Source organism: Rheinheimera marina (assembly GCF_042654345.1).
GTDB classification, from domain to species: domain Bacteria; phylum Pseudomonadota; class Gammaproteobacteria; order Enterobacterales; family Alteromonadaceae; genus Pararheinheimera; species Pararheinheimera marina.
On sequence record NZ_JBHSGB010000006.1, the window covers coordinates 549329 to 562085 of the forward strand.

The 12757-nt window shown below is 51.9% G+C and carries 11 protein-coding genes; 5 read left to right on the top strand and 6 right to left on the bottom strand.

The annotated features are described in order from the left end of the window. The first annotated feature begins 208 nt into the window (after window positions 1-208). The 5 genes from miaB to lnt all read left to right on the top strand — a co-directional run bounded on the left by miaB (window position 209) and on the right by lnt (window position 5701). Window positions 209-1633: a tRNA (N6-isopentenyl adenosine(37)-C2)-methylthiotransferase MiaB gene (gene miaB, locus ACFO3I_RS08565; protein ID WP_377333345.1), complete on the top strand. Its 1425-nt coding sequence runs from the start codon at window positions 209-211 to the stop codon at window positions 1631-1633. A 73-nt stretch (window positions 1634-1706) separates the two neighbouring features. Further along, complete coding sequence (locus ACFO3I_RS08570; protein WP_377333346.1) at window positions 1707-2777, top strand: PhoH family protein; 1071 nt, start codon at window positions 1707-1709, stop codon at window positions 2775-2777. Between the two features lie 7 nt (window positions 2778-2784). After that, on the top strand, window positions 2785-3246 hold the full coding sequence (ybeY, locus tag ACFO3I_RS08575) for an rRNA maturation RNase YbeY (RefSeq protein ID WP_377333348.1): 462 nt from the start codon (window positions 2785-2787) through the stop codon (window positions 3244-3246). Window positions 3247-3289: 43 nt separating this feature from the next. After that, entirely contained in the window at window positions 3290-4156 is an 867-nt protein-coding gene (locus ACFO3I_RS08580) for an HlyC/CorC family transporter (RefSeq protein WP_377333350.1), read from the top strand. A gap of 12 nt (window positions 4157-4168) precedes the next feature. Further along, the gene (gene lnt / locus ACFO3I_RS08585) at window positions 4169-5701 is read left to right on the top strand and encodes an apolipoprotein N-acyltransferase (RefSeq protein WP_377333352.1); all 1533 of its coding nucleotides are present in this window, start codon (window positions 4169-4171) and stop codon (window positions 5699-5701) included. 22 nt (window positions 5702-5723) lie between these two features. On the opposite strand, the gene ACFO3I_RS08590 is transcribed toward lnt, so the two are convergent. The 6 genes from ACFO3I_RS08590 to ACFO3I_RS08615 form a co-directional block, all read right to left on the bottom strand. Next, window positions 5724-6524, bottom strand: a complete 801-nt coding sequence (locus ACFO3I_RS08590; RefSeq protein ID WP_377333353.1) for a thioesterase family protein — start codon at window positions 6522-6524, stop codon at window positions 5724-5726. Between the two features lie 64 nt (window positions 6525-6588). Beyond that, window positions 6589-7674 (bottom strand): DUF547 domain-containing protein, encoded by a 1086-nt coding sequence (locus ACFO3I_RS08595; protein WP_377333355.1) that lies wholly within the window; start codon window positions 7672-7674, stop codon window positions 6589-6591. A gap of 81 nt (window positions 7675-7755) precedes the next feature. Continuing rightward, window positions 7756-8922, bottom strand: a complete 1167-nt coding sequence (locus ACFO3I_RS08600) for a DUF547 domain-containing protein (RefSeq protein WP_377333357.1) — start codon at window positions 8920-8922, stop codon at window positions 7756-7758. Window positions 8923-9097: 175 nt separating this feature from the next. Beyond that, window positions 9098-9784, bottom strand: a complete 687-nt coding sequence (gene yjjG / locus ACFO3I_RS08605; RefSeq protein ID WP_377333359.1) for a pyrimidine 5'-nucleotidase — start codon at window positions 9782-9784, stop codon at window positions 9098-9100. Next, complete coding sequence (locus ACFO3I_RS08610; RefSeq protein ID WP_377333361.1) at window positions 9777-12167, bottom strand: Lon protease family protein; 2391 nt, start codon at window positions 12165-12167, stop codon at window positions 9777-9779. The genes yjjG and ACFO3I_RS08610 overlap by 8 nt, the downstream gene beginning before the upstream one ends. 99 nt (window positions 12168-12266) lie before the next feature. After that, window positions 12267-12719: a zinc ribbon-containing protein gene (locus ACFO3I_RS08615; RefSeq protein WP_377333363.1), complete on the bottom strand. Its 453-nt coding sequence runs from the start codon at window positions 12717-12719 to the stop codon at window positions 12267-12269. Between the last annotated feature and the right edge of the window lie 38 nt (window positions 12720-12757).

Below are 12757 nucleotides of genomic sequence, written 5' to 3' on the forward strand. Positions count from 1 at the left end.
GACAAACAAGTCCCAAATTTATCGCATGAGCAGCGCGTTTTAGCCGTCCATAACAGCAATACTTTGCTTGCTCTGCCACTCTTGAACAAGGACATCGGCTATGGGCTGGCGACTAACACTTCGGCAACTCATGCTGGTACTTGAGGCACTACTCGGCTAAAATACTCCACCTTTTTTTACGTTAACTTTTTTACGGGCTACAACACAGATGGGCAAAAAGCTGCACATTAAGACCTGGGGCTGCCAGATGAACGAATACGATTCGTCCAAAATGGCGGACCTGCTGGATGCCACCCACGGCTACACTCTGACAGAAGAGGCAGAAGAAGCAGACGTCATTCTGCTGAACACTTGTTCTATCCGGGAAAAAGCCCAGGAGAAGGTATTCCATCAACTGGGTCGCTGGCGTCCGCTGAAAAAGAAAAACCCGAACCTGATTATTGGTGTTGGTGGTTGTGTGGCGTCGCAGGAAGGTGCAGCCATTCGTGAACGCGCACCTTATGTCGACATCGTGTTTGGCCCACAAACGCTGCACCGTCTGCCAGAGATGATTAACTCTGTGCATGGCAGCAAGTCGCCTATTGTCGACGTGTCTTTCCCGGAAATTGAGAAGTTTGACCGTCTGCCAGAGCCAAAAGCCGAAGGCCCGACTGCCTTTGTGTCCATTATGGAAGGCTGTTCCAAGTACTGTACTTTCTGTGTGGTGCCTTACACCAGGGGTGAAGAAGTCAGCCGTCCGCTGGACGACGTGCTGCTGGAAGTGGCGCAGCTGGCCGAACAAGGCGTGCGTGAAGTCAACCTGCTGGGCCAGAACGTGAACGCCTTTCGTGGTGAAAAGCACGACGGCAGCATATGCCATTTCTCCGAGCTTCTGCGTTTAGTGGCGGCCATTGATGGCATTGACCGGATTCGTTACACCACCTCACACCCGGTCGAGTTTACCGACGACATTATCGAGGTGTACCGTGACGTGCCTGAGCTGGTGGATCACCTGCATTTACCGGTGCAGTCTGGCTCGGATCGCATTCTGGCGCTGATGAAACGTAACCACACCGCCATTGAATACAAATCAAAAATTCGTGCGCTGAAAAAAATCCGGCCGAACCTGTCGATGTCGTCTGACTTTATTATTGGCTTCCCGGGTGAAACCGCAGAAGACTTTGAGCAGACCATGGACCTGATTAAAGCCATGAACTTTGATCTAAGCTTCAGCTTTATTTACAGCGCCCGCCCAGGCACCCCTGCGGCCGATTTACCGGACGATGTGCCGGAAGAAGAGAAAAAACAGCGTCTGTATATTCTGCAGGACCGCATCAACCAGCAAGCACAAAGCATTGCCCGCGCCATGCACGGCACTGTGCAACGTGTGCTGGTGGAAGGCCCGTCGAAAAAAGATATTATGGAACTGACTGGCCGCACCGAAAACAACAGGGTAGTGAATTTCGAAGGCTCACCAGATATGATTGGGCAGTTTGTCGACATTGAGATCACCAACGTGTTTGCCAACAGCTTAAAAGGCAAAGTGATCCGCACCGAAAACGAAATGGATTTACGCCGCTCCGTGTCTCCGGCCTCTATATTGGCGAAAGCGCCAAAAACAGATGGGCTTGGGGTCACCAGCTACGTGCCGTAAGACAAATCCGAACCGTCGACAAAGGGTGCATAGCGCCCTTTGTTTTTGTGAAGCATCAAGCAGAGACAGGACATTGGATAACCCCATTACCAGCTTAGATTTTGTGTTAACTCCTTTTGACCCACAGCGCCTGGCGTTTTTGTGGGGGCCTTTCGACGACAACCTGCGCCAGATTGAACGGCGTTACCGGGTGCAAATTTCTTACCGCGACAACGAGGTGCATTTGGTCGGCCTGACCGCTCAACTCGAGCCGGTGAAGCAGATCCTCGAATTATTGTTGGCAGAAACCGTCAACGTCCAAGGCAAAGCCATCGCATTAACGCCGGAGCAGGTGCACCTGGTGATCCAGCAACAGCAGCAGGACCCGGACGAACAAGGCTCAGCTGAGGTGAGCATCAAGACCCGCAAGGGCTCGGTGAAAGGCCGCAACGCCAATCAAAGCCAGTATGTGAAAAATATCCGTCAGCACGACGTTACCTTTGGCATAGGCCCGGCCGGTACAGGCAAAACCTATCTGGCGGTAGCCTGCGCAGTCGACTCGCTGGAAAAAGGCGAAGTGCGCCGAATTGTGTTAACCCGCCCTGCCGTCGAAGCCGGTGAGAAGCTGGGCTTTTTACCCGGTGATTTAACACAAAAGGTAGACCCTTACCTGCGCCCGCTCTACGACGCCTTGTTTGAAATGCTGGGTTATGAAAAAGTCGAAAAGTATTTGGAACGTGGTGTGATTGAAATAGCGCCGCTGGCCTATATGCGCGGCCGCACCTTGTCCGACGCCTTTATTATTCTGGATGAAAGCCAGAACACCACGGTTGAACAGATGAAAATGTTCCTGACCCGGATTGGCTTTAACTCCAAAGCCGTGATCACCGGCGACGTGACCCAGGTGGATTTACCTCGCGGCCAGTACTCGGGCTTAAAGCACGCAATGGATGTGCTGTCCGACGTGCCTGAGCTGAGCTTTAACTTTTTTAAAGCCAAAGACGTGGTGCGCCACCCGGTGGTACAAAAAATTGTGCTGGCCTATGAAGCCTTTGATGCGAAAAAACAGGCCGCTGCCGACGCGGCGAAAGCGGCCAGACTGGCAGCAGAATCTGCGCCAGCCGCACAGAGCGACACGCCCGGCACTTCTGCAATAGCCGACTGAGGAACTTATGGCCGTTATTCTTGATTTACAGCTGGCGAGCACGGCCAGCAACTTACCTACAGAAGCGCAGTTCCAGCAATGGCTGGATGCTGCGGTACTGCCCTTTCAGCAAGACGCCGAAGTGACCATCCGTCTTGTTGATGAAGACGAAAGCCGGCAGCTGAATTTTGATTACCGCGAAAAAGACAAACCGACCAATGTGCTGAGTTTCCCTTTTGAGTTGCCTCCCGGGGTGGAAGAGCTGCCGTTATTGGGCGATTTGATTATTTGTGCCGATGTGGTCGCCACTGAAGCAGCCGAACAAGGCAAAGCATTGCACCATCACTGGGCTCATATGGTGGTGCATGGTTGCTTGCATTTATTGGGTTATGACCATATTGAGGATGCCGACGCGGAGGAAATGGAAAACGAAGAAATTCAGATCCTCGCGACACTTGGCATAGAAAACCCTTATATTCTGCCAGATTAACTGATATCTTATTTTTTTTTAGCTTTGGAGCTTAATACTTTTTATGGGTGACGACCATTCTCACTCTAGCAAGGGTTCTGCGAAATCCTGGTTAGAGCGTATAGCCGCCATTTTTACCGCAGAACCACAGGATTTATCCGATCTGGTCGAGATTATTCAGGAAGCCGGCACCCGCCAGCTGATTGATACCGACACCCAGCGTATGCTGGAAGGTGTGCTCGACGTCTCGAAAATGCGTGCCCGTGACATTATGGTGCCCCGCAGCCAGATGGCGACCCTCAATATCAACCACAGCCTGCAGGAACTGATGCCTGTGCTGCTGGAGAATAATCACAGCCGCTACCCTGTGGTCAATGAAGACAAAGACCATATTGAAGGTATTTTGCTGGTCAAAGATTTGCTGGCGCATGCGCTCAAAGGTGAAACCGACTTAGACCTGCGGCCTTTTCTACGCCCTGCGGTGATTATTCCGGAAAGTAAACGGGTCGACGCCCTGCTGAAAGAATTCCGGCAAAAACGCTACCACATGGCGGTTGTGGTCGACGAATACGGCGGTGTGTCTGGCCTGGTGACCATTGAAGATATTTTGGAACAAATCGTTGGTGAAATTGAAGACGAACACGACGATGAAGAAGATCTTGATATCAAACAAATGGCCAGCCATGTGTTTCAGGTCAGCGCCCTAACGCCGGTGGACGAATTTAATGAAAGCTTCGGCACCGAATTTGATGAAGAAGAAGCCAGTACCATTGGCGGTATTGTGCTGCATGCGTTCGGCCATATGCCGGAAAAAGGCGAAACCATTGAACTGCAACATCTGACCTTTAAAGTCAGCAAAGCCAATAACAGACGCCTGGTGCAACTCCAGGTGATTAAAGCCAAAACCCCGGCCGAACCGCCGACGGAATAAAGGAAGAACATAGTGTCGTTGTTACGGACCTCTTTCTTACCAGCCCTGCTTCTTGCAGGGCTGGGTGCATTCAATACCCTGGCTTACGCGCCTTACAGCTGGCACGCCATTCCCCTCTTCACCCTAACAGCACTGGCGCTGATGCTGCTGCGCTCACAAAGCTGGAAACAAGCGGCGTTTTACGGTTTTAGTTATGGGGTCGGCTGGTTTGCCGTTGGCATCAGCTGGGTGCATGTCAGCATCGCCACTTTTGGCGGAATGCCGCTGGTTGCCAGCCTTGGCATTATGGCGGTGCTGGTGCTGTATCTGTCGTTGTACCCGGCCCTTGCCGGAGCCTTAGCCTGGCGTTTTCGCCAAAGCAAAGCCTGGCCTTTGCTGCTGACCGCCTGCTGGCTGATAGCCGAAAACCTGCGCAGCTGGGTGTTCACCGGCTTTCCCTGGTTGTCAGTGGGCTACAGCCAGACAAGCTGCTTTCTGGCACCCTGGGCGCCCCTGATTGGCGAAGTGGGCATCAGCTTTGTCATGCTGCTGTTTGCCGGCAGTTTTGCGGTGCTGGCGCTACGCCGGCAATTTGGCTTTGTGGCCCTTACGGCCCTGCTGTTTGCGCTGACGCCATTTCTTGGCACCTTAAAAGGCTGGCAAAGTAGCGGACAGTCGGTGTCTGTCGCTTTAGTACAAGGCAACATTGCGCAGAACCTGCGCTGGGACCCGGCAGAAGAAGCCAACACCATGAAAAAGTACATGGAGCTGTCGCGCGAATACCTGAACCATCAGTTGATGATTTGGCCTGAAGCCGCCATTCCTCAACTGGAACCTCTGGCGCTGGCTTACCTGATTAACCTGGATATGCTGGCGGCAGAGCGGGAAACCGCGGTAGTGACTGGTATTCTGGACTACAAAACCAATGGTGATGCCTACAACGGTATGATTGTGCTGGGCCGGTATCACAATGCCAAAACTCAGGGCGATTACAGCTACGGCACCCAGAACCGCTACCAGAAGCACCATCTCTTGCCAATCGGTGAGTTTGTGCCTTTTCAGTCTGTGCTTAAACACATAGCGCCCTTTTTTAATCTGCCGATGAGCAGCTTTAGCCGTGGCGACTGGCAGCAAGCTAATTTGCAGGCCAATGGTTATCAGTTGTTGGCAGCACTTTGTTTTGAAATTGCCTTTCCACGCCAGATGGTGGCGAATTTCAACGACGACACCGACTTTCTGTTAACGGTCAGTAATGATGCCTGGTTTGGCCAGTCCATCGGGCCGCATCAGCATCTGGAAATTGCCAAAATGCGCGCGCTGGAATTGGGACGCCCTTTGCTGCGCGCCACCAATAACGGCATTACGGCTGTGATAGCCGCAGACGGTGCTGAACTTGGCCGCCTGCCACAGTTTGAAGATGGGGTGTTGTCACTTAAGGTGCCACAAACCTCTGGCCGTACTCCTTACAGTCTATGGGGTGACTGGCCACTGAATCTGTTCAGCCTTGTGCTATTGGCCGGTTTCTGGCTGCGCCAGCGGTTGAGCGCCGCCAAAAACCAGGTCTGAGCCAACCGGGCGAAAACCCGGCTCAGGCAAATACGGTCACCACCTGCCGGCTTAACCCAACCAAAGCACCGGCAGGGTTCCATAAACGTGAGCTGATCAGGTGGTAACCGTCAGCGCCCTGCTCTATTTCTGCGGCATAAGACCAATACTGTTCGCCGTTAAAACCAGTCCAGCCCGGCAATAACTCTAAAGTCCAGGTGAGTGAACTGGCCGGTGCAGGCTGAGGCAATAAGCCAAGGCTCACCGGCCACCAGGCGTCTATTAATGCCAACAGCTCTGGCAAACCGGCTTCGCCCTGATGCGCTTTTAAGCGGTTACGGCCCGCCAGCACCCGCTGACTGCCACCACTGTAAGGCCAGTTTCCGGCGTCCAGCATAAAATCAATATGTTGAGTAAATTCCGGCACACCAGGCGCCGCCGGCATCTGCCAGCCTTTATGCTGACTGATGCTGTTTTGCTGCAATTCTGGTAACAGCGGTAAGTCCAGCTTCGATGGGCGCGCCACACCAAAACTGGCCAGCAGCACCAGGGCGACTTGACCATGTTGTTCTATTTCCACCAGCGCCTGGGTCACCGATTTGCCCTGGCGTAAAATCCGGCGGCTGACAGTCGCCGTGCCAGGTTCCAGCGGTGCGACAAAAGATACCGTCAGCGAGCGGATCTCTGCCGCACTGACCGGCCCGTTTAATAAATGCTGCGCCGCTAAGGCCGCCGCCATACCGCCAAATAGCGCCCTGCCCTGGCCCCAGCCGGCCGGCACCTCAATCTGTACCTGCTCAGACTGGGCCGTAGAAAACTGCTGCATCACCTGTAAAAACTGCATTTCAACCTCATTGACTGCACCGGGCTGCGTGTTTGGCTGCAGCCCTTCCGTTGTGGTTGCTATCTTAGTTTTCTGACTGCTGCGCTTCCAGATCTTTTACCGTTACAGTGCCAAGGGCTTCATCATTACGCTGCTGCAGCTTGACTAAATACTTCAGCAGTTCAGGCGGAAAGCGGCTCAGATAGGGGTCGCCATTTATGTTGCTGATATTGACCGAGCTACCACCACCAAACTCCTGTCGGGTGCCATAAATATCGGTCACAATCCAGTCATCAATCAGCGCATACATAGTGTCGGCATCCTGCAGTGCGTCTTTTTCTGCCGGTTTCAGGTAGTGATTTAAATGGGCTCTGAGGTCCTGTTGAAAATTCGGAAAGTAGTCGGCATTGCGCTGGTAAAAACTGGATACCAGGAAGTTGTCGCCGGCCGGATACGTACCGCGGTTGGAATTAATAAAATCAAAAGCATTTGCCTGCAATGCCCGCATCACATTTTCGCCGGTATAAGCAAACTTACGAATACTGGGGCTGCCAATATAGCCCTGGTACAGGCCATAGAGCACCAATGGGTCGTGGTCAAATTTCACCTTCAGCACTTTGTGTTGAATGTCGTTCAGGCTCAACTCCACCCCTTCAATTTTCAGCAGCTTACGTTGCAATAAACCGCCCTCTGCGGTAACAAACTCCTCCAGGTATTTCTTCGGATAGATTTTATTGATTTCATCAATCACCACCAGGTTATACAAATTCAACCAATAGGCCAGTTGCTCAGTGGCGGTCAGGGTATTGAGCGCCACTTCACTGGGCAACTGCTGAAGGCTTTGCCGTATGGCGCTGACATTGTCATTTAGCTCAGGCAATTTTCGAAACTGTTCATAATGGAACTTATTACCCGCCAGAAGCGTGCGGGTTTTGTATTTATTGGTTAAGCGCGTGCCAGTATGGGGTACTTCAGCTTTGGCTTTTTCCCGGTTAACCGGGCCAGACAACATGACTGATGAGCGCAGCACAAAGTCCCAATCAGCATAATCAATGACAATTTTAGACTTGGGGTCATCACCAAACCAATGTTTCGGCAGGTTCTGTTCAGTAGCCTGACTGGTCAGCGAACACAGCATCGCCAAGGATGCCAGCAGTAAATGGATTTTCATTTTGTTCATTCCTTCGAGCAAATGGTGATTGAGAAGGGGCAGCCCTACCACAAGGAACGCTGCCCATGTTTAAATGAGGGATCAGTTTTGCTCCGATTCCTCTTTCAGGTCTTTCACTGTCACAGTGCCGCGGCTTTGTTCATTTCTCAGCTTCAGTTCTTTCAACCGCAGCATTAATTCCGGTGAGAAACGGCCGTAGTCTGTTGCCCGGCTTTGCAGTGCCGAACTGAGCAATTCAGTGTTAGCAATTTCAGAGGTTTCTGGTGGGCCGCCAATCTGGCTAAAGGCCCCCAGTAAAGCTGCTGAGCTATCAGCCACACTACCACCAAAGTTTTGATTGGAGCCGTAGATGTCCGTCACAGTCCAGTCATCAATTTTAGCGACCATCTTTTTGGCATTATCCAGAGAATACTGGTCTGAGCCACTGAGGTACTCCTTCAAATGCGCGCTCAAATCTGCTTTAAAATCAGGGAAATAATCGGCGTTGCGCTTATAAAAATTGGCAACCAAAAACTCTTTACCGGCGGGGTAGGTACCGCGATTGGAGTTGATAAAGTCAAACGCGTTTGCTGTCAGCGTACGGCGGACATTATCACCGGTATAGGCGTGTTTACGAATACTCGGGCTGCCAATATAGCCTTGGTACATGCCATACAGCGTCAGTGGGTCTTTATTAAACTTCACTTTTAACACTTTATGCTGGATATCATTCAGGCTTAAAGCGACCCCTTCCACCGTCACCGTTTTGCGCTCAAGCAGGCCATCATCGTCGGTAACAAAATCTTCCAGTTTTTTTTGTGGATAGACTTTGTTGATTTCGTCCACCACGACCACGTTGTACAGGTTCAGCCAATACGCCAGTTGCTCATCATTTTTCAATTGATTGAGCTGAACTTCTGCTGGTACCTTTTGTAGACTGTCCCGAATGGTGCTCACCGTTGCTTTTAATTCAGGTGTCTTACGAAAGCGCTCATAAAAAAATTTGTTACCGGCATTAATGGTTTTAACGTTGTACTTATTTTTCATTCGGGTGCCGATACTACCGCGGTCCTCAGATGCAAGTTCACGGCTTGGCGGCCCGGACAACAGCACAGACGCCTGTAACACATAATCCCAGTCACTGTAATCAATAGTAATAGTGGAGTTTGGGTCTTCACCAAACCAATGTTCCGGCAGTTTCTGCTCGCTGGCCTGAATGCCAAGCGTAAAAACCAGCAACACCGACGCCACTAACCAGTTCTTTTTCATTGTTATCGCTCCTTCGCTTTGATCTGTATTCAGGTTCCGGAGCACGAATACACCCTGTGATTCCGGTTCAGTCAAAGCCTACACTAGCCCAATTAGTCAATGGTTTCAAATTTGTTAACACGTTGATTTGACTGAAGGAGTTCTGGCCGACACAGCAGAGCTTGCCGTGACGGCCTTAGAATAAGGGAACTAACTCACTCAAGGAGCAGACAGTGAGGTCGGCTTGAATACCCGCAGGTAGCGCTTTACCCGGGTGTTGCATGAAACAGGTGTAAAACCCCATCTGCTGGCCACCGGCTATGTCAGCCACCGGGTTGTCACCCACCATCAGTACTGTGGCAGGATCCGGCTGGCCCATTTGCTCAAGAGCATGCTGGTAAATCTTCGGGCTGGGTTTGGCGGCACCCACCTGCTCGGAGATCACCAGTAAATCAAAATGATCCTGCAGGCCAGCACGCTCCAACCGAACTTGCTGCAAGTCAGTAAAACCATTGGTGATAATACCCAGACGCTTGTTGCCTTTAAGCCGTTGCAGTAGCTCGATGGCACCGGGCAATGGCGGGCATACCTGCGCCATGGCTTGCAGGTACTGGCGGTTCAACAGCGCAGGGTCCACCTGCAACTCTGCGCCAAGCTGGGTAAAACGCCTAACTTTTAGCTCGTCTGCGGCAATGTCTCCTTGTTGGTACTGCAGCCAGAGCGGTTGGTTCAGCGCCTGAAACTGCTGGTAATCCTGCTCGGTGAAGTGACGCTGATACTGCTGCATCATCAGTGTCAAACCACTGAACGCATCAAAATGAAACAAGGTGTCGTCAGCGTCAAACAACACCCATTGCAGATGTTCGATCCAGTCCTTACTCATCGGCAGTTCCGTTGACAATGTCGGCGATATCTTCCAGCCGCCGCAATGCCAGGAAGTTAATAGTGCGTTTCGGGTACTGGCCTTTGCTGTTGCGCTCGCCCGCGGGCATATCCATCAACAACTCCAGCGCTTCATCCACTTGTTTGACCGTGTAGATGTGGAACTGGCCGTCGCGCACCGCTTGTGTCACTTCGTCATTCAGCACCAGGTTCAGCTGGTTGCTGGCCGGAATAATCACGCCTTGCTCACCGGTTAATCCGCGTGACTGGCACAAGCGGAAAAAGCCTTCGATTTTTTCGTTGACGCCACCAATGGCCTGCACCTGACCATGCTGGTTAATAGACCCCGTCACCGCCAGACTTTGGGTAATAGGCAAATCGGCAATCGCGGAAATCAGCGCACAGACCTCAGCCAATGACGCACTGTCGCCGTCAATCAGGCCATAAGACTGTTCCATCGCAATATTGGCCGACAGCGTCAGCGGAAAATGCTGGGCATATTTAGCGCCAAGATAACCGGTCAGCAGCATCACCCCCTTAGAGTGAATGGCTTTGCCGAGTTCAACTTCACGTTCGATATCAACCACGCCAGTCGAACCGGCAAATACAGTGGCGCTGATCCGGGCTGGCGTACCAAAGGCCGTGTCACCAATTTCCAGCACGGTCAGGCCGTTAATTTTGCCAACAGACCAACCGTCGGTGTCGATCAGAATTTGGCCTTCCTGAATATCTTCTAAAAAGGACTCACTGATGCGGCCGGTGCGGTACTGTTTGCCTTCCAGCGCTTCCTGCACATGAGCCGCCGTCACTTCGTTCTGGCCATGCTGGCCTGCATAAAAACACGCTTCCCGCACCAGCTCCAGCACTTCGGCAAAGCGGGCCGACAGTTTGCGCTGATGTTCGGCCTGGCGGAAACTAAAACGCAGCAACTGCGTCAGGCCACAAGCCGACAAAGTTTCCAGCCCCATTTGCTGAATTTGATCCTGAATTTGCAGCGACATAAACCGCAAGGTGTGAGGCGCAAACGGCAGGTAATGCTCAAAGTCAGCCAGCACGCGGAATAATTCGTTGAATTCGTCGTCGACGTCCTGGATCAGGTAATACAAATCCCGAGACCCCAGCAGCACTATTTTCACGTTCAGCGGTATAGCTTTTGGCGTGATAATGGTCGAATTGGTGACTGCATGGTCACTCAGGGTATCAATCACTATTTCGCCGCTTTTCAGCGCCAGTTTCAGGGCGTCCCAGACGCCAGGTTGCGTCAGCAAGCGGTCAGCGTCCAGCACCAGATAACCGCCATTGGCTTTGTGTAAGGCGCCGGGACGGATCATGCCGTAATTGGTATACAGGCTGCCCTGCATCGAACTGTATTCGACCCGACCAAACAGGTTGCCATAGCTGGGGTTCGGCTCAAAAATAATAGGGGCGCCGTCCATCAGTTCATGGTGCATCAGCACATTGGGCACAAAGTCTTCGACAAACAAACTGCGGGTGTCCATTTCTTCCAGCTTGTCTGTTTCTGCATCTTCCGGCAGCAACTCCAGCACAGCCTTGACCAGCGCCGGTTTCATTTCTTTTAAGAAACGCAGTACGCCAATTTCTTTGGCGTAATCATGTTCCAGTTGCTTGAGCAGCGGTTTGATCGCGGTTTCAATGGTCTCGCGGCGCAGCGCCCGCAAGTTCTCCGACAACTCGCGTTTCCACTGTGGCAGCTCCAGCAACTGCTCGTTTAGCAGGGTTTCCAGCTCCGACACCAGGTCATAAAAGAACTGCCGTTTTTCATCGGACAGTTTGGCAAACTCGTTGTCATCCAGCGCTTTACCATCAATGACCGGCGAGAAGCTGACGGCACCATTCTCTTCGTACAACACCACTTGCTGCTCCAGCGCTTTGCGCTCGACCAGCGAAATTGCAGCTTCGTATTTGTCGTCAAAGGCCGAATGAATGGATTTTTTCTTACGCTGATACCCTGGGTTGTCAAAGGCAGCTGGAAAGGTATCCAATAATTCATCAATCAGTGCTTCAACTTTTTTCACCAACACTTTGCCTTCGCCCGGTGCCAGCCGAAGAGTATGCGGTACCCGCTCGTCGTCAAAGTTATTGATATAGCACCAGTCGTCCGGCGTGGCTTTTTCACTGGCCGCTTGCTGCAGTACATCCTGCACCAGAGTAAAACGCCCCAACGCCGGTTCCCCCATCACATAGAGGTTGTAGCCCGGCATATCCATGCCGATTGCAAAATTCAATGCGGCTTTGGCTCTGTCCTGCCCGATAAAGGTGCTGGATAAACCGCTGACATCCAAAGCTTGCTGGATTAATTCAGGGGCAAGAGAAGGTCCTAATTGTTCGGGGGAAAGCGCAAGGGAACGGCTCTGTGGCGTCATGCAAAAGGCTCTTACTAATCAAAAAAAGGAAACTGCCTCATCTTAACAAATGACGGCGTAAAAAGAACAACTGCAATACAGTTTCACCAGGCTGCCGCACTAAGACGGCAAACCTAAGCGGGAAAACTGCTGCCCACCGCAGTCGGCGCAGCTACATAGCTCATCAGGGTGAAAAAAGCTTTGGGTCTGGCCACAGGAATTGCACTGGTACAGGCCCATCCCAACCCGCTCCCCCTGCAAATAGACGCCATGGTGATGCAGGTCTTCCAGCAATTCCTGCCATTCCACCTGCGTTTTGTCGGTGATCAGCGACAATTCATACCACAGTGCCTCAGGCCAAATCGACGGCGGCTGCTCTTCATCGGACTGGCGTTTTAAGGTCTCCAAAAACAACTGGGTTTCGTAGGCACTTAAGTCTTTGCCTGCTTTCAGATAAGCCCGGATGGTCTCAGACCATTGCACCAACCGGCTCACCTGCTCTTCACGGGCTTGTTTCAACATTGCAGCTAACTCGTTGAGCCAGCGTTGATATTTGTCTGAAAAATCTGCCATAACTGCCTCCTGTCTCTCAGTATAGTCGGCAACAAACG

Excerpts from the sequence above, each read along its gene's own strand:
- miaB (WP_377333345.1), top strand. The coding sequence starts at position 209 with ATGGGCAAAAAGCTGCACATTAAGACCTGGGGCTGCCAGATGAACGAA.
- ACFO3I_RS08595 (WP_377333355.1), bottom strand. The coding sequence starts at position 7,674 with ATGAAAATCCATTTACTGCTGGCATCCTTGGCGATGCTGTGTTCGCTG.
- ACFO3I_RS08610 (WP_377333361.1), bottom strand. The coding sequence starts at position 12,167 with ATGACGCCACAGAGCCGTTCCCTTGCGCTTTCCCCCGAACAATTAGGA.
- ybeY (WP_377333348.1), top strand. The coding sequence starts at position 2,785 with ATGGCCGTTATTCTTGATTTACAGCTGGCGAGCACGGCCAGCAACTTA.
- ACFO3I_RS08615 (WP_377333363.1), bottom strand. The coding sequence starts at position 12,719 with ATGGCAGATTTTTCAGACAAATATCAACGCTGGCTCAACGAGTTAGCT.
- ACFO3I_RS08590 (WP_377333353.1), bottom strand. The coding sequence starts at position 6,524 with ATGCAGTTTTTACAGGTGATGCAGCAGTTTTCTACGGCCCAGTCTGAG.
- yjjG (WP_377333359.1), bottom strand. The coding sequence starts at position 9,784 with ATGAGTAAGGACTGGATCGAACATCTGCAATGGGTGTTGTTTGACGCT.
- ACFO3I_RS08580 (WP_377333350.1), top strand. The coding sequence starts at position 3,290 with ATGGGTGACGACCATTCTCACTCTAGCAAGGGTTCTGCGAAATCCTGG.
- ACFO3I_RS08600 (WP_377333357.1), bottom strand. The coding sequence starts at position 8,922 with ATGAAAAAGAACTGGTTAGTGGCGTCGGTGTTGCTGGTTTTTACGCTT.